Here is a 16,682-nt window from a genome sequence, read left to right on the forward strand (position 1 = left end):
CTGTTTTTGCCGGACACAAATCATAAGCGGAAACGTTTTCGTTTGCACACTTTTCCGTAAAAAAAAGGGCGCCGCAGCGCCCTTCAGGTTAATCGGTGAAAGGAATGATAATTTCTCCCGGTTTCACCTCTATACCTTTTGCATATTTTTTCGCCAGAGCTTCACCCTTGCTTTTGTCTTCGCTTAAGACGTACGCGGGCTGCTGGTTAAAGTAATTACGCAGCGATTGGTTCAGATAGGGCATCAGGGTTTGCAGAACCGGTGCCATCTTGTCCGGCGACACCTGCGCATCGACGACTTCCATCTCCTGCAGGAAAATTGCCCCTTTCTCTTTGTTGAAAACGGGCAGGGCCTTCAGCTTGAGCTTGATGTTGGCCTTCTGATTGCCAAAGAGGGATGACATATCGAGATCCGCATCACCGGCCAGGGTGACTTTGTTTGGCTCTTCACGACCGATCTGGCTGGTCAGGTTCGTCAGGACGATATGCGCGTCCGCCAGTCCCGGCACGCCAATGTCTTTAGAGAAATTGTTATGTTTTTCCAGCGCCTGATTAATTTCCTGTTCACTGACGGTATATTGCGTGAGCTGGTTACAGCCAACCAGCAGGCCGCTGACTACTAATGCCGCGGCAAAGACAATTTTCTTCATAGTGTTCCTCAACGAAAAATCGGCGCTTCTGTCCTGTTACGCCAGTATGTCAGTGTGAATTGGCAGAAACCAGCAGAAAAAACTGAGAAGTGGGGCGGGAGGGACTCCCGCCCGAGGGAAAGGCTACGCGCCAGGCTCGAGCATCCCGCTCGCGCTGCGTTTCGGGCTGAACTGCCACCACAGAGCAAGGAGCGTCATAAAGCCCACCACGCCGAGCATCATCCACGGGAGTTCGGGCTGGTTTAACGCTTTGCCGGCATCAAACAACCAGCCGCCACCCGCGTAACCTAATGCGCCGCCAAGCGCCAGCCCCAGCCGGCTGAAACCCATATAGCTGCCGCGCGCACGCGCATCCGCAAGCGAGGCGCTCAGCGTTTCACGGGCAGGCTCGGCGATGATCGAGCCAATATAGAACGTGCAAATCAGCGTAAACAGCTGCTGGAGAGAGTTCACCAGGCCGATCGGCATCATGCTCAGCGTCATCAGGAACAGACCGGCCATCAGGCGATGCTCCAGACGAAAACGCCGTTCGCTCCAGCGGGCAATCGGATAGAGCAGCGTTAACGACAGGCAGGCTTCGATGGCGTACATCCATTTAACGGCAGCAGGGGTCCCCGCGATGTCGTTAACCATGATCGGCAGCATCAGCATGACCTGCACAGCCAGCATGTAGTATCCCGTCAGGGTCAACACATAGGTGACAAAACGCCTGTCGCGCAGGACGCGGCCAAGCCCTTCCCGGACCGGCGCTTTGACCGTCGACAGTTTCCAGGCGGGCAGGAACAGGCCATTGAACAGCGCGCACAGAATAAAGAGCACCGCCCCAGCGGCGCAGACCAGACGGAAGTCATACTGCAGCAGCCAGCTTCCCAGCAGGGCGCCGATAACCGCCCCGGCACTGTCCTGCATCATCAGAATCGAGAAGAAACGGCCGCGGTGCTGGGGGCGAATAAGCTTCACCACCAGCGCGGTGCGTGGCGGATCGAACAGCGTGCCGCCGATACCGGAGAAGAAACAGGAGAACCAGAGCAGCCATGGCTCCTGGGCGACCGCCATCGTGGCAAAACCTGCCGCGCGCAGCAGCATACCGGTAACGATCATCGGTTTAGCGCCAAAGCGGTCGGCAATGGCCCCGCCAAAGACGCCCAGGCCCTGCTGGACAAACTGGCGTAGCCCCAGGGCAATGCCAACCATTAATGCCGCCCAGCCCATCTGATCGACAAAGCGGATCGATATCAGCGGAAAAACGACAAAAAAGCCGAGCACGACCAGCATGTTATCGACGAGCAGGAAATATTTACCCAGGCTCCTGGCCTGTGATACGCGGGACATTTTCCCTCCAGGGAAAATAAGAGGTGAGCACGCTAACATTCTGCGGTGTCGCCGCGTTTTTTCCCACACCCGCGGGTGACAATATTTTTTTATCAAAAGGGTGCTTTGATAGAGAGTTCTCATCGAAAAATGTGAAAAGAGGTGAAAATGGTATGTCACTGTTTTCACAGACGGCACAGGCGCAGGTATAGTAAAGCTAATGGGTCAGCAGAAGTGACGGGAAGGAGTGGTATCGATGTTTGGCTATCGCAGCAATGTGCCAAAAGTGCGTCTGACAACGGACCGGCTGGTCGTTCGTCTGGTGCATGAGCGTGATGCCTGGCGTCTGGCGGATTATTACGCCGAGAATCGCCAGTTTTTAAAACCCTGGGAACCCGTTCGGGATGAGAGCCATTGTTACCCTTCCGGCTGGCAGGCGCGCCTCAGCATGATTACGGAATTTCACAAGCAGGGCAGCGCGTTTTATTTCGCGCTGCTGGATCCTGAAGAGAAAGAAATTATCGGGATCGCCAACTTTTCAAACGTGGTGCGCGGGTCGTTTCACGCCTGCTACCTTGGCTACTCCATCGGCCAGAAATGGCAGGGGCAGGGGCTGATGTACGAGGCGTTAACGGTGGCGATCCGCTATATGCAACGCACGCAGCATATCCATCGCATTATGGCGAACTATATGCCGCATAATCAGCGCAGCGGCAATTTGCTGGCCCGCTTAGGGTTCGAGAAAGAGGGTTACGCCAAAGACTATCTGCTGATAGACGGAGAGTGGCGCGACCACGTTCTGACGGCGTTAACCACCCGGGACTGGACCGCAGGTCGTTAAGGAGAAAAGATGAAGTATCAGCTAAACGGTACAGAAGCGCGCGTGATTGGGTGCTTACTCGAAAAACAGGTCACCACGCCGGAGCAGTATCCGCTCTCCGTCAACGCCGTAACCATGGCCTGCAACCAGAAGACCAACCGCGAGCCGGTGATGAACCTCAGCGAACATGAGGTTCAGGACGTGCTGGATGCGTTGGTTAAACGCCACTATCTGCGCACCGTCAGCGGCTTCGGCAACCGCGTGACCAAATACGAACAGCGCTTCTGTAACTCCGAATTCGGCGACCTGAAGCTGAGCAGTGCGGAAGTGGCGGTCATCACCACGCTGCTGCTGCGCGGGGCGCAGACGCCGGGAGAGCTGCGCACGCGCGCTTCCCGTATGCATGAGTTCAGCGATATGCAGGAAGTTGAGCAGACCCTGGAAGGGCTGGCCTCACGTGAAGACGGCCCATACGTGGTGCGTCTGGCGCGCGAGCCGGGCAAACGTGAAAGCCGCTATATGCATCTGTTCAGCGGCGACGTCGATGTCGCTACCGTGGAGAGCGACGCGGGATCCTCAGCAAGCAATGACACTCTTGCCGCGCGCGTAGAAGCGCTGGAAGACGAGGTCGCCGGGCTGAAACAGCGCCTGGATGCGTTGCTGGCACATCTGGGAGACTGACGGTGAAAAAATTACGCGTAGGCGTGGTGGGGCTCGGCGGCATCGCGCAAAAAGCCTGGCTGCCTGTTTTAGGTGCAGCAACGGACTGGACCCTGCAAGGGGCATGGTCACCCACTCGAGAAAAGGCAGAACGTATCTGCGAAACCTGGCGCATTCCGTATGCTGCCTCCCTGCAGGATCTGGCCCGCGAGTGTGATGCGGTCTTTGTACATACCTCAACGGCAACCCACTATCAGGTGGTAAGCGAGCTGCTCAATTTAGGGGTTCACGTCTGCGTGGATAAGCCGCTGGCGGAAAATGTTCAGGATGCCGAACGTCTGATTGAGCTGGCCGCGCGCAAAAAACTGACGCTGATGGTAGGCTTCAACCGCCGCTTCGCGCCGCTTTACCAGCAGCTGAAGGCGCAGTCGGACACGCTCGCCTCGCTGCGGATGGATAAACACCGCACCGACAGCATTGGGCCAAACGATCTGCGCTTCACCCTTCTGGATGATTATCTGCACGTTGTGGATACGGCGCTGTGGCTGAGCAACGGCCATGCGCAGCTGAAGAGCGGTACCCTGTTAACGAATGACCAGGGGCAGATGGTCTACGCGGAACACCACTTCGCCGTTGAGCATCTTCAGATTACCACCAGCATGCACCGTCGGGCGGGAAGCCAGCGTGAATCCGTGCAGGCGGTGACCGAGGGCGCGCTGTACGACATTACGGACATGCGCGAGTGGCGGGAAGAGAAGGGCAACGGCGTGGTGACGCTCCCGGCGCCAGGCTGGCAGAGCACCCTCGAGCAGCGCGGTTTCGCAGGATGCGCCCGTCACTTTATCACCTGCGTGCAAAATCAGACGGTTCCTGAAACGTCCGGCGAGCAGGCCATTATGGCGCAGCGCATTGTGGAAAGGCTCTGGCGCGATGCCATGAGCGAATAACTCGCTGTAACATCTGCGGATAGTAATTCGTTGAAATCCGGTTAGACTAAGCGCCGCTTGTTGGCTTTGCCGGGTGGCGCTTACGCTAACCCGCTCTACAAATCCGTATGGTTCTGGAAATTCACGTTAATGAACTTATTAAAATCGCTGGCGGCCGTCAGCTCGATGACCATGTTTTCCCGCGTGCTGGGTTTTGCGCGCGACGCCATTGTGGCAAGGGTATTTGGTGCAGGGATGGCCACGGACGCCTTTTTCGTCGCGTTTAAATTGCCGAACCTGCTGCGTCGTATTTTTGCTGAAGGGGCGTTTTCCCAGGCATTCGTGCCCATTCTGGCGGAATATAAAAGCAAGCAGGGTGAAGACGCGACGCGCGTCTTTGTTTCTTATGTCTCCGGGCTGCTGACGTTGGCTTTAGCGGTGGTGACCGTACTCGGGATGCTGGCCGCGCCGTGGGTGATTATGGTGACCGCGCCCGGTTTTGCCGATACGGCTGACAAATTTGCGCTGACCTCGCAGCTGCTGCGCATTACTTTCCCCTATATTCTGCTCATCTCGCTGGCCTCGCTGGTGGGGGCGATCCTGAACACCTGGAACCGCTTCTCTGTTCCGGCGTTTGCGCCAACGTTTCTCAACGTCAGCATGATCGGTTTTGCCCTGTTCGCTGCGCCGCACTTCAACCCGCCGGTGCTGGCGCTGGCCTGGGCGGTCACCGTCGGCGGCGTGCTGCAGCTGGCGTACCAGCTGCCGCATCTGAAAAAAATCGGCATGCTGGTGCTGCCGCGCATCAATCTCAAAGATGCCGGGGCGATGCGCGTGATCAAGCAGATGGGGCCCGCTATTCTCGGCGTCTCCGTCAGCCAGATCTCGCTTATCATCAACACCATCTTTGCCTCTTTCCTCGTGTCCGGCTCGGTTTCCTGGATGTACTACGCCGACCGTCTGATGGAGTTCCCGTCCGGGGTGCTGGGCGTGGCGCTGGGGACCATCCTGCTGCCGTCGCTGTCGAAAAGCTTTGCCAGCGGCAATCATGATGAATATTGCCGCCTGATGGACTGGGGTTTACGTCTCTGCTTCCTGCTGGCCCTGCCAAGCGCGGTGGCGCTGGGTATTCTGGCCAAACCGCTGACGGTGTCGCTCTTCCAGTACGGGAAATTCACCGCCTTTGATGCCGCTATGACCCAGCGCGCGCTGATTGCCTACTCGGTCGGCTTGATGGGGCTGATCGTCGTCAAGGTGCTGGCGCCCGGGTTCTACTCGCGTCAGGACATCAAAACGCCTGTGAAAATTGCCATCGTGACGCTGATTATGACCCAGCTGATGAACCTGGCGTTTATTGGTCCGCTGAAGCATGCCGGCCTGTCGCTGTCTATTGGTCTGGCGGCCTGTCTGAATGCCGGGCTGTTGTACTGGCAGCTGCGCAAGCAGGATATTTTCACGCCGCAGCCGGGGTGGGGAAGTTTCCTGGTACGTCTGATCGTTGCGGTACTGGTGATGTCAGCCGCGCTGCTCGGCATGATGTACGTGATGCCGGAGTGGTCCCTGGGCACCATGCCTTATCGCCTGATGCGGCTGATGGCCGTGGTAGGCGTCGGGGTCGTGGCTTACTTTGCCACGCTCGCGGTGCTGGGGTTCAAAGTGAAAGAGTTTGCCCGCCGTACGGCATAAACGCCAAAAGGGGAGTTCACCTTATGGTGCTCCCCGCTGCATGATTTGTCGCACAGGCGTCAAATCGAAATCTTTTTAACTCCCGCAATACGCGCAGTCGCTGTTTGACCATCCGCACCGTACAGTCCGGTTTCTTTATGCGGTTTCAATACCTCAAGCGCCTGCTGATTACGCTCAATCTGACCTTCCAGTAGCCAGCCGTTGTGCTGGTTAAGGTCGCGCAGGTGCTGGGTTTTTTCGGTAATGGTTTGCCAGCGCTCAATAATATCGTCATTGGCGCTACGCTTAGGATCCTGCTCAGCGCGGCGCTGCTGCTCCAGATAATCCAGCGTCGCCAGTAGCGAACTCTTATCTTCAGTAATACGCTGCAGCGCGCTGCCGTTGATGTGACCGGAAGAGAGATGCTGCTGTTCAGCGTCCATTACCGTTTTCAGGTCGTTAAGAACAACCGTCATTTGATCCAGTATTTCTGACAGTCGACTCATACGGTTAGTTACTCTGTAAGAAACTCTGTGCTTCCTGAATCAGGGCGTCAGCGATTTTGCTGGTGTCCATTTTCAGCTCACCGTTACGAATAGCCGTTTTCAGCGCTTCAACACGTTCCATATTGATATCGTTGCTGCCTGGCTGCATCAGTTTTGCCTGTGCGTCGCTCAGGGTCACGCTGGTGCTGTTGGACGTTGACGGTTTTTCCAGACGCGTTTTCTGCGCAGGAGCGTCATTCGTTTCGCGAGGTTGTACAGCGCTTACCGGCTTCAGGGCTGATGTACGATCAATGCTCATAGTGTTGTCCTCATCGAGGGTTCGCGGCGTTTGCGCCTGACATCATCATTAGTGGAATATTTATCGGCACGCGCCGCGAAATCTTTAAAAAGATTATAGGTTAATCAGAATATTCCCATCAGAATCGACGGTTCCGCTCACCACCTGGCCTGAGGACATTCTGACGCGGGCGTTTTGCGCCACTGCGGCATTGTTTAACGCTTTCCCTTCACTGTTGATGCTAAAGCCATCTCCGTTGGCCACCACCATCACCTGTTGACCTGCTTTTACCCGCCATGACTGACGCAGCATTGAGAGCTGTATCGGCTGGCCGGGTGCGACATCGCGCAGGCTGACGGCGTCCTGTGCCTGGTTCATTTCCAGCATGGTGCGTGGAGGCAGCTGATCCAGACGGCCGCGCTTTAACGTCACGCTGTTCGTCTGCAGCACGCTGCCGCGCGCAATGGGCACGGCGGCGACAACATAATTGCCCGTCGCCTGAACTGCAACCTGTAAATAGCGTTTTTCGTTCGCGCAGCGTGCCAGCACGTTCACATTTCCCCACAGCCGGGTGGTTCCCGTCACGCTAAATGACGGTTGGTCACAGGTCGGGTACAGATTCGGTGGGGTGCGCACGGTAACGTTAACCTCATCGCTAAAGCCCGCCAGCTTTTCAGCAAAAAAAGCCGTAAGCCGATCCTGTAAGCCTTCAGCCTGCACCAGAGGGCTAAACAGCAAGAAAGTTGCCACCAGGCCACGTTTTAACGTTTGCATCGCAAGTTCCACCGTTTCCAGAGTTGAATGAATTCTACCTGCAGTGGTTTTGCATCAACGCAATAAATAGCGACGCATTTTGCGCTTATTCCGTCGATAGGGGAGACCGGGTGAGATTTAAGCTGTGAACTGAAATTTTGCCATCAGCGGAGGAGACATGCTCGATAAACTCGACGCCGCGTTACGTTTTCAGCAGGAAGCGCTCAATTTACGCGCCCAGCGGCAGGAGATTTTAGCCGCCAACATCGCTAACGCCGATACCCCAGGGTTTCAGGCGCGCGATATTGATTTTTCCAGTGAACTCAAAAAGGTGATGGAGCGTGGACGTGCCGAAGGAACGGGTGTTGCACTTGCCATGACATCCTCTCGCCATATTCCTGCTCAGGCGATGACCGCGCCAGCGACCGATTTACTTTACCGCATTCCCGATCAGCCCTCACTCGACGGTAACACCGTGGATATGGACCGGGAGCGTACCCAGTTTGCCGATAACAGTCTGAAATACCAGACGGGCCTGACCGTACTCGGCGGACAAATCAAAGGCATGATGAACGTCCTGCAGGGGGGGAACTGATAGATGGCCTTGTTGAATATTTTTGATATTGCCGGTTCGGCGTTAACCGCGCAGTCCAAACGCCTGAACGTGGCTGCCAGTAACCTGGCGAACGCCGACAGCGTAACCGGACCAGACGGCCAGCCTTATCGCGCCAAACAGGTTGTCTTTCAGGTCGATGCTGCGCCGGGCGCGGCGACGGGCGGCGTGAAGGTGTCAGATGTGGTAGAGAGCCAGGCGCCGGACAGGCTGGTGTATGAGCCGGGTAACCCGCTCGCGGATGCCAGCGGATACGTGAAAATGCCAAACGTGGATGTGGTGGGTGAGATGGTGAACTCCATGTCGGCTTCCCGCAGCTACCAGGCCAACGTTGAAGTGCTGAATACCGTGAAGAGCATGATGCTCAAAACGCTCACTCTCGGCCAGTAAAGGAGACATGCATGTCCATCGCCGTAAATGTGAATGATCCTACGAACTCGGGTGTTAATAACACGAAGAGTACGACGGGTTCTAACTCCCTCACCGGGAGCAATGCCTCCGATCTTCAGGGCAGCTTTCTGACGCTGCTGGTGGCGCAGCTTAAGAACCAGGATCCCACCAACCCAATGCAGAACAACGAACTGACCACGCAGCTTGCGCAGATCAGCACCGTGAGCGGCATTGAGAAACTCAACACCACCCTCGGCTCCGTCTCCGGGCAGATCAACAGTGCCCAGTCTCTGCAGGCGGCAAGCCTGATTGGCCACGGGGTGATGATCCCGGGAACCACGATTCTGGCGGGCACCAGCACCACTGAAGGCAACACCACAACGACCACCACGCCGTTTGGCGTTGAGCTCCAGCAGGCGGCTGAGAAGGTCACTGCAACGATCATGGATGCCAATAACGTGGTAGTTCGCACCATTGATATCGGTGAGCTGAAGGCGGGCGTTCACACCTTTACGTGGGATGGCAGCCTGACCGACGGCACTAAAGCACCAAACGGTTCTTACAAAGTAGCGATCAGCGCCAGCAACGGGACGACCCAGCTGGTGGCGCAGCCGCTGCAGTTCGCGCTGGTCCAGGGCGTGATTAAAGGAAGCGACGGCAACAAACTGGATTTGGGAACCTCTGGTTCCACCACACTCGACGAAGTTCGGCAGATTATCTAAGCCTTAACACTTATCAGGAGTAAGTCATGGCCTTTTCTCAAGCGGTCAGCGGCCTGAATGCTGCGGCCACCAACCTGGACGTCATTGGCAACAACATCGCCAACTCCGCGACCTATGGTTTTAAATCCGGTTCTGCTTCATTTGCGGACATGTTTGCCGGTTCCAAAGTCGGCCTGGGCGTGAAAGTTGCGGGCATCACTCAGGACTTTACCGACGGTACCACCACCAACACTGGTCGTGGTCTGGACGTTGCTATCAGCCAGAACGGTTTCTTCCGTATGGTCGATTCCAACGGTTCTGTGTTCTACAGCCGTAACGGCCAGTTCAAGCTGGACGAAAACCGTACGCTGGTTAACATGCAGGGCATGCAGCTGACGGGCTACCCGGTAGCTGGAACGCCTCCAACCGTTCAGACCGGTGCGAACCCTCAGGCGATTACTATCCCGAATACCCTGATGGCGGCGAAATCTACCACCACCGCGACGCAGCAGATCAACCTGAACTCAACCGATCCTGTTCAAACTGCCCCGTTCGATGCGACCAACCCGGATACCTATAACAAAAAAGGGACCGTGACCGTATTCGACAGCCAGGGTAACGCCCACAACATGTACGTCTACTACGTGAAGACGGCCAACAATAAATGGGATCTTTACACTCAGGACGGCAGCGTTGCGGGTTCTACTGCAGCGAAAGCGGCGCAGATGAACTTTGATGCGAACGGTAACCTGGCGGGTGTCTACAACTACGACGCTGCGGGTGTACTGAGCGCAACGCCAAACGCCACGCCGGCCATTAACATCACCACGGGTTCTGTCAGCGGTGCGACGGCGGCGACCTTCTCCCTGAGCTTCCAGAACTCCATGCAGCAGAACACCGGTGCAAACAGCGTTGTGGCAACCAATCAGAACGGCTACAAGCCTGGCGACCTGGTGAGCTACCAGATCAACGACGATGGCACCGTGGTGGGAAGCTACTCTAACGAACAGTCTCAGGTTCTGGGCCAGATCGTGTTGGCAAACTTCGCGAACAACGAAGGCCTGAAATCTGAAGGCGACAACGTCTGGTCTGCCACTCAGTCCTCCGGCGTGGCGCTGCTGGGTACCGCAGGCACCGGTAACTTCGGCAAGCTGACTAACGGCGCGCTGGAAGCTTCCAACGTGGATATGAGTAAAGAACTGGTGAACATGATCGTCGCGCAGCGTAACTATCAGTCGAACGCGCAGACCATCAAAACCCAGGACCAGATCCTCAACACGCTGGTTAACCTGCGTTAAGCGGCTAACAGGAAAGCGCAATGGATCACGCAATATATACCGCGATGGGCGCGGCAAGTCAGACGCTCAATCAGCAGGCCGTTACCGCCAGCAACCTGGCAAACGCCTCTACGCCGGGCTTTCGCGCGCAGCTTAATGCGCTGCGCGCGGTGCCGGTTGAAGGGCTGTCCCTGCCGACCCGTACGCTGGTGACGGCATCAACCCCTGGCGCAGATATGACGCCTGGGCAGATGGACTACACCTCGCGCCCGCTGGACGTTGCCCTGCAGCAGGACGGCTGGCTGGCGGTGCAAACTGCGGACGGCAGCGAAGGCTATACCCGTAACGGCAATATCCAGGTGAGCGCGACGGGCCAGCTGACGATTCAGGGGCATCCGGTAATGGGGGAAGCGGGTCCGCTGACCGTGCCGGAAGGCTCTGAGCTGACTATCGCCGCGGACGGTACCATTTCGGCGCTGAACCCGGGCGACCCGGCCAACACCGTTGCACCCGTCGGACGTCTGAAGCTGGTGAAAGCGGAAGCCAAAGACGTGCAGCGCGGCGACGACGGCATGTTCCGTCTGACCCAGGCGGCGCAGGCGACGCGTGGCGCCACGTTACAGGCCGATCCGAGCATCCGCGTGATGTCCGGCGTTCTGGAAGGCAGCAACGTCAAGCCGGTCGAAGCCATGACCGACATGATTGCCAGCGCCCGTCGTTTTGAAATGCAGATGAAGATCATCAGCAGCGTGGATGAAAACGCGGGCAAGGCTAACCAACTTCTGGCTATGAGTTAACAGGACTCCTTATGATCAGTTCTTTATGGATCGCGAAAACTGGCCTGGACGCCCAGCAGACCAATATGGACGTGATTGCCAACAACCTGGCAAACGTGAGCACCAATGGTTTCAAGCGTCAGCGTGCCGTTTTCGAAGATTTGCTTTATCAAACCATCCGTCAGCCGGGCGCGCAGTCTTCTGAACAGACGACGCTGCCGTCGGGTCTGCAGATCGGTACCGGTGTTCGTCCGGTGGCCACCGAGCGTCTGCACAGCCAGGGCAACCTGTCTCAGACCAACAACAGTAAAGACGTGGCAATCAAAGGCCAGGGCTTCTTCCAGGTGCAGCTGCCTGACGGGACCTCTGCCTATACCCGCGACGGTTCATTCCAGGTCGATCAGAACGGCCAGCTGGTGACAGCGGGCGGTTTCCAGGTTCAGCCTGCGATTACCATCCCGGCGAACGCCCTGAGCATCACCATCGGACGCGACGGTGTGGTCAGCGTGACCCAGCAGGGACAGGCCGCGCCGGTTCAGGTCGGGCAGCTCAACCTGACCACCTTCATGAACGATACCGGTCTGGAAAGCATTGGTGAGAACCTCTACACCGAAACGCAATCCTCCGGTACGCCGAATGAGAGCACCCCGGGCCTGAACGGCGCGGGCCTGCTGTACCAGGGTTATGTTGAAACGTCCAACGTGAACGTGGCGGAAGAGCTGGTGAATATGATCCAGGTCCAGCGCGCGTATGAAATTAACAGTAAAGCAGTGTCGACGACCGACCAGATGCTGCAGAAACTGACGCAACTCTAAGGTGTAGCCCGGTGCGGTAAACGCCGCACCGGCTCCCTGTTTTCGAAGATGAAGGCAATGCAAAAAAACGCGGCGTTTCGTTATCCGATACTGACTGTTCTGGCTGTCACCCTCAGCGGGTGTGCTTTGATCCCGTCTAAACCATTGGTCCAGGGTGCGACGACTGCCCAACCCGTTCCTGGCCCCGCGCCAGTGGTAAACGGCTCCATTTTCCAGACCGCGCAGCCGATTAATTACGGCTATCAGCCGCTGTTTGAAGATCGCCGCCCGCGTAACGTCGGCGATACATTGACCATTGTGCTGCAGGAAAACGTCAGCGCGAGCAAGAGCTCGTCGGCGAACGCCAGCCGCGATGGCAAAACCAATTTTGGCTTCGATACCGTGCCACGCTATCTCGAAGGGCTGTTCGGCAACGCGCGTGCTGATGTGAACGCGTCCGGCGGCAATACCTTTAACGGCAAAGGCGGCGCGAACGCCAGCAACACCTTCAGCGGTACGCTGACGGTCACGGTTGACCAGGTACTGGTTAACGGCAACTTACACGTTGTGGGTGAAAAACAGATCGCCATCAACCAGGGCACTGAATTCATTCGCTTCTCGGGCGTGGTTAACCCTCGCACCATCAGCGGCACCAACACCGTTCCGTCCACCCAGGTGGCGGATGCGCGCATTGAGTACGTCGGTAACGGCTATATCAATGAAGCGCAAAATATGGGTTGGCTGCAGCGCTTCTTCCTTAATTTATCGCCGATGTAAGCGAGGTGACCCATGTTTAAATCGATCTTCGCCGTGGCGCTCGCGCTGGTGGCAACGTTTGCCCAGGCTGACCGTATTCGCGACCTCACCAGCGTTCAGGGCGTTCGTGAAAACTCCCTGATTGGCTATGGCCTGGTGGTCGGTCTGGATGGTACCGGTGACCAGACGACCCAGACGCCGTTCACCACCCAAAGCCTGAACAACATGCTTTCCCAGCTCGGCATTACCGTGCCGGCGGGAACCAACATGCAGCTGAAAAACGTGGCCGCGGTAATGGTCACTGCGTCCTACCCGGCGTTTGCGCGTCAGGGGCAGACCATTGATGTGGTGGTATCCTCAATGGGTAACGCCAAAAGCCTGCGCGGCGGTACGCTGCTGATGACCCCGCTGAAAGGCGTTGACAGCCAGGTCTATGCGCTGGCGCAGGGGAACATTCTGGTTGGCGGTGCGGGGGCATCCGCAGGCGGAAGCAGCGTGCAGGTGAACCAGCTGAACGGTGGACGTATCACCAACGGTGCGATCATTGAGCGTGAACTGCCGACCCAGTTTGGCGCAGGCAACACCATCAACCTGCAGCTTAATAATGAAGACTTCACCATGGCGCAGCAAATTGCCGATACCATCAACCGCAGCCGCGGCTACGGTAATGCAACGGCACTCGACGCGCGCACCGTGCAGATCCGCACCTCCACCGGCAGCAGCAACCAGGTGCGCATGCTGGCGGATATCCAGAATATGGAAGTGAACGTTCCGGTTCAGGATGCGAAAGTGATCATCAACTCCCGTACCGGCTCGGTGGTGATGAACCGGGAAGTGTCGCTGGACAGCTGTGCCGTGGCGCAGGGTAACCTCTCCGTGACGGTAAACCGCTCCGCGAACGTGAGCCAGCCGAATACGCCATTTGGTGGCGGTCAGACGGTGGTGACGCCGCAAACGCAGATTGATATGCGTCAGAGCGGCGGGTCGCTGCAGAGCGTTCGCTCCAGCGCCAACCTGAACAGCGTGGTGCGTGCCCTGAACGCCCTGGGCGCAACGCCGATGGATCTGATGTCCATTCTGCAATCCATGCAAAGCGCGGGCTGCCTGCGCGCCAAACTGGAAATCATCTAATGCTGACCGATAGCAAACTGTTGACCAGTGCAGCCTGGGACGCCCAGTCGCTCAACGAACTGAAAACCAAAGCAGGCAAAGACCCGGCGGCGAATATCCGCCCGGTCGCCCGCCAGGTGGAAGGGATGTTTGTACAGATGATGCTGAAAAGCATGCGTGAAACCCTGCCGAAAGACGGGATGTTCAGCAGTGATTCAACGCGTCTCTACACCAGCATGTATGACCAGCAGATTGCGCAGCAGATGACCGCCGGTAAAGGCCTCGGTCTGGCTGACATGATTGTGAAACAGACCGAAGCCGCGCAGGGCATTCAGCCTCAGGATCAGACGCAGCAGGTGCCGATGAAGTTCGACCTGGAAACGGTGACCAGTTATCAGAACCAGGCTCTGACGCAAATGGTGCGTAAAGCGATGCCAAAAGCCACGGGCAGCGGCGATGAGCCGCTCTCCGGTGACAGCAAAGACTTCCTGGCGCAGCTTTCTCTGCCCGCGCGCCTTGCCAGCGAACAGAGCGGCGTGCCGCATCACCTGATTCTGGCACAGGCCGCGCTGGAGTCGGGCTGGGGCCAGCGTCAGATCCGCAAGGAAAACGGCGATCCGAGCTTCAACATCTTCGGCGTGAAGGCCACCTCCAGCTGGAAGGGGCCAACAACGGAGATCACGACCACCGAATACGAGAACGGTGCGGCGGTGAAGGTCAAAGCAAAATTCCGCGTCTACAGCTCCTACCTGGAAGCATTGTCCGACTACGTTGGCCTGCTGAGCCGCAATCCGCGTTATACCGCCGTTACGCAGGCGGCGACGGCGGAGCAGGGCGCTCAGGCCTTACAAAACGCGGGCTACGCGACCGACCCGAACTATGCGCGCAAGCTCACCAGCATGATCCAGCAGCTGAAATCCATGGGCGAGAAGGTCAGCAAAGCCTATAGCACAGATATTGAAAATCTGTTCTGAAAGTTCTCAAGTCCCGGTGGAGGTTGCCGATAACCTTCATCAGGACTCGTGTCTGAACGTATAAAAGGAACCCCCATGTCCAGTTTGATTAACAGCGCCATGAGTGGCCTCAGTGCCGCGCAGTCGGCACTCAATACCGTCAGTAATAATATTTCAAGCTATAACGTGGCAGGTTACACCCGCCAGACCACGGTGCTGGGTGCATCTAACAGCACGCTGACCGGCGGTGGCTGGGTGGGTAACGGGGTTTATGTCTCCGGTGTCCAGCGTGAGTATGACGCCTTCATCACCAACCAGCTGCGCGCCGCGCAGACGCAGAGCAGCGGTCTGACGACCCGCTATCAGCAGATGTCAAAAATTGACGATGTGCTCTCCGATACCACCAACTCGCTCTCCACCACCCTACAGGACTTCTTCAAAAGCCTGCAAACCCTGGTGAGCAACGCGGAAGACCCGGCAGCACGTCAGACGGTGCTGGGTAAAGCGGGCGGTCTGGTCAATCAGTTCAAAACCAACGATCAGTATCTGCGTGACCAGGATACGCAGGTCAATACCGCGATTGGGACCAGCGTGTCTCAGATCAACAACTATGCCAAACAGATTGCGAACCTGAACGATCAGATCTCCCGTCTGACCGGCGTCGGTGCGGGCGCATCGCCTAACGATCTGCTCGACCAGCGCGATCAGCTCGTGACTGAACTGAACAAAATCGTGGGCGTGGAAGTCTCCGTGCAAGATAGCGGCACGTTTAATATCTCTCTCGGCAACGGTTACAGCCTGGTGCAGGGCAGCAAAGCCAGCCAGCTGGCGGCCGTGAAGTCCAGCGCCGATCCGGCTCGTACGACTATCGCCTACGTCGATGACGTGGCGGGTAATATTGAGATCCCCGAGAAATTTATCACCACCGGTTCTTTAGGCGGTTTACTGACATTTCGTGCTGAAGATCTGGATAAAGCCCGTAACAGCCTGAACCAGATGGCGCTGGCCTTTGCCGACGCGATGAACACGCAGCATGAAGCCGGTTTTGATGCGAACGGTGATGCGGGCGGTAAGCTGTTCAACTTCGGTTCTCCGGCGGTCCTGTCCAACAGCAAGAACGGCGGCTCTGCCGTTGTTACGGCTTCTGTGGCGGACAGCAAACAGGTCCAGGCGACAGACTATAAGCTGCAGTTTAACGGCACTGACTGGACGATCACCCGCACGTCAGACAAAACCAGCTTTACGATGAGCCCGGATGCCAGCGGCAATCTGTCGTTTGATGGCCTTAACGTCAACGTGAGCGGCACGGCAAATACCAAAGACAGCTTTACCGTGAAGCCTGTTTCCAACGTCATCATGAACATGGATCTCGCGATCAGCGACGAGTCCAAACTGGCGATGGCATCTGTGCAGAACGGCGGCGAAAGTGACAACCGTAACGGCCAGAAACTGCTCGAGCTGCAAAACGGCAAAGTGGTGGGTGGAAATAAAACCTTCAACGATGCGTATGCCTCTCTCGTCAGTACCGTCGGTAGCTCAACGGCGTCACTGAAGGTGAGCAGCCAGACGAAAGCCAACGTGGAAACGCAGTTAATCAAGCAGCAGCAGACCATCTCTGGGGTAAACCTCGACGAAGAGTATGGCAATTTGCAGCGTTATCAGCAGTATTACCTGGCCAATGCCCAGGTGCTACAAACTGCCAGTACGCTCTTCGATGCAATTATCAACATTCGTTAAGGTTGAGG

The 16,682-nt window shown here is 57.0% G+C and carries 19 protein-coding genes; 14 read left to right on the top strand and 5 right to left on the bottom strand.

All coding sequences use genetic code 11. The features are described from left to right. Positions 1–88: 88 nt before the first annotated feature. A complete protein-coding gene (locus tag HB664_RS11345) occupies positions 89–649 on the bottom strand; it encodes a lipoprotein (protein WP_023311126.1) in 561 nt (186 codons plus the stop codon). A 123-nt stretch (positions 650–772) separates the two neighbouring features. Beyond that, entirely contained in the window at positions 773–1,981 is a 1,209-nt protein-coding gene (mdtH, locus tag HB664_RS11350) for a multidrug efflux MFS transporter MdtH (RefSeq protein WP_219939478.1), read from the bottom strand. Between the two features lie 235 nt (positions 1,982–2,216). Between mdtH and rimJ the strand changes: the two genes are divergently transcribed. The 4 genes from rimJ (at position 2,217) to murJ (ending at position 6,052) form a co-directional block, all read left to right on the top strand. Continuing rightward, positions 2,217–2,801: a ribosomal protein S5-alanine N-acetyltransferase gene (gene rimJ, locus HB664_RS11355; RefSeq protein ID WP_008500822.1), complete on the top strand. Its 585-nt coding sequence runs from the start codon at positions 2,217–2,219 to the stop codon at positions 2,799–2,801. A 9-nt stretch (positions 2,802–2,810) separates the two neighbouring features. Beyond that, on the top strand, positions 2,811–3,461 hold the full coding sequence (locus HB664_RS11360) for a YceH family protein (protein ID WP_045888676.1): 651 nt from the start codon (positions 2,811–2,813) through the stop codon (positions 3,459–3,461). A gap of 2 nt (positions 3,462–3,463) precedes the next feature. Next, the gene (locus HB664_RS11365; RefSeq protein ID WP_143347238.1) at positions 3,464–4,387 is read left to right on the top strand and encodes a Gfo/Idh/MocA family protein; all 924 of its coding nucleotides are present in this window, start codon (positions 3,464–3,466) and stop codon (positions 4,385–4,387) included. A 129-nt stretch (positions 4,388–4,516) separates the two neighbouring features. Then, the gene (gene murJ / locus HB664_RS11370) at positions 4,517–6,052 is read left to right on the top strand and encodes a murein biosynthesis integral membrane protein MurJ (RefSeq protein WP_023311131.1); all 1,536 of its coding nucleotides are present in this window, start codon (positions 4,517–4,519) and stop codon (positions 6,050–6,052) included. A gap of 59 nt (positions 6,053–6,111) precedes the next feature. Here murJ and flgN read toward each other — a convergent pair whose 3' ends face one another. The 3 genes from flgN to flgA all read right to left on the bottom strand — a co-directional run bounded on the left by flgN (position 6,112) and on the right by flgA (position 7,588). After that, a complete protein-coding gene (gene flgN / locus HB664_RS11375) occupies positions 6,112–6,537 on the bottom strand; it encodes a flagella biosynthesis chaperone FlgN (protein WP_008500818.1) in 426 nt (141 codons plus the stop codon). A gap of 4 nt (positions 6,538–6,541) precedes the next feature. After that, on the bottom strand, positions 6,542–6,835 hold the full coding sequence (gene flgM / locus HB664_RS11380; RefSeq protein ID WP_023311133.1) for a flagellar biosynthesis anti-sigma factor FlgM: 294 nt from the start codon (positions 6,833–6,835) through the stop codon (positions 6,542–6,544). 93 nt (positions 6,836–6,928) lie between these two features. Beyond that, a complete protein-coding gene (flgA, locus tag HB664_RS11385; RefSeq protein ID WP_023311134.1) occupies positions 6,929–7,588 on the bottom strand; it encodes a flagellar basal body P-ring formation chaperone FlgA in 660 nt (219 codons plus the stop codon). Positions 7,589–7,745: 157 nt separating this feature from the next. Between flgA and flgB the strand changes: the two genes are divergently transcribed. From flgB to flgK, 10 genes are all read left to right on the top strand, one after another. Further along, complete coding sequence (gene flgB, locus HB664_RS11390) at positions 7,746–8,162, top strand: flagellar basal body rod protein FlgB (protein WP_023311135.1); 417 nt, start codon at positions 7,746–7,748, stop codon at positions 8,160–8,162. 3 nt (positions 8,163–8,165) lie between these two features. Continuing rightward, positions 8,166–8,570 (top strand): flagellar basal body rod protein FlgC, encoded by a 405-nt coding sequence (gene flgC, locus HB664_RS11395; protein WP_008500814.1) that lies wholly within the window; start codon positions 8,166–8,168, stop codon positions 8,568–8,570. Positions 8,571–8,581: 11 nt separating this feature from the next. After that, the gene (gene flgD / locus HB664_RS11400; RefSeq protein WP_029740349.1) at positions 8,582–9,292 is read left to right on the top strand and encodes a flagellar hook assembly protein FlgD; all 711 of its coding nucleotides are present in this window, start codon (positions 8,582–8,584) and stop codon (positions 9,290–9,292) included. 26 nt (positions 9,293–9,318) lie between these two features. Beyond that, positions 9,319–10,569, top strand: coding sequence for a flagellar hook protein FlgE (gene flgE, locus HB664_RS11405; RefSeq protein WP_039261882.1), 1,251 nt, complete (start codon positions 9,319–9,321; stop codon positions 10,567–10,569). Positions 10,570–10,589: 20 nt separating this feature from the next. Continuing rightward, positions 10,590–11,345 carry a flagellar basal body rod protein FlgF gene (locus tag HB664_RS11410; RefSeq protein WP_033145205.1) on the top strand — a complete coding sequence of 252 codons (756 nt, stop codon included), beginning with the start codon at positions 10,590–10,592 and terminating at the stop codon, positions 11,343–11,345. A gap of 11 nt (positions 11,346–11,356) precedes the next feature. After that, positions 11,357–12,139, top strand: coding sequence for a flagellar basal-body rod protein FlgG (gene flgG / locus HB664_RS11415; protein WP_008500810.1), 783 nt, complete (start codon positions 11,357–11,359; stop codon positions 12,137–12,139). A gap of 57 nt (positions 12,140–12,196) precedes the next feature. Continuing rightward, a complete protein-coding gene (gene flgH / locus HB664_RS11420) occupies positions 12,197–12,895 on the top strand; it encodes a flagellar basal body L-ring protein FlgH (protein WP_024909015.1) in 699 nt (232 codons plus the stop codon). A 12-nt stretch (positions 12,896–12,907) separates the two neighbouring features. After that, the gene (locus tag HB664_RS11425) at positions 12,908–14,005 is read left to right on the top strand and encodes a flagellar basal body P-ring protein FlgI (protein WP_029740346.1); all 1,098 of its coding nucleotides are present in this window, start codon (positions 12,908–12,910) and stop codon (positions 14,003–14,005) included. Next, positions 14,005–14,958 (top strand): flagellar assembly peptidoglycan hydrolase FlgJ, encoded by a 954-nt coding sequence (gene flgJ, locus HB664_RS11430; protein ID WP_033145206.1) that lies wholly within the window; start codon positions 14,005–14,007, stop codon positions 14,956–14,958. The genes HB664_RS11425 and flgJ overlap by 1 nt, the downstream gene beginning before the upstream one ends. A gap of 75 nt (positions 14,959–15,033) precedes the next feature. After that, entirely contained in the window at positions 15,034–16,674 is a 1,641-nt protein-coding gene (gene flgK / locus HB664_RS11435) for a flagellar hook-associated protein FlgK (RefSeq protein WP_219939479.1), read from the top strand. The last annotated feature ends 8 nt before the right edge of the window (positions 16,675–16,682 follow it).

Source organism: Enterobacter sp. DNB-S2, assembly GCF_019443845.1.
In the GTDB taxonomy this organism is placed as follows: domain Bacteria; phylum Pseudomonadota; class Gammaproteobacteria; order Enterobacterales; family Enterobacteriaceae; genus Enterobacter; species Enterobacter asburiae_B.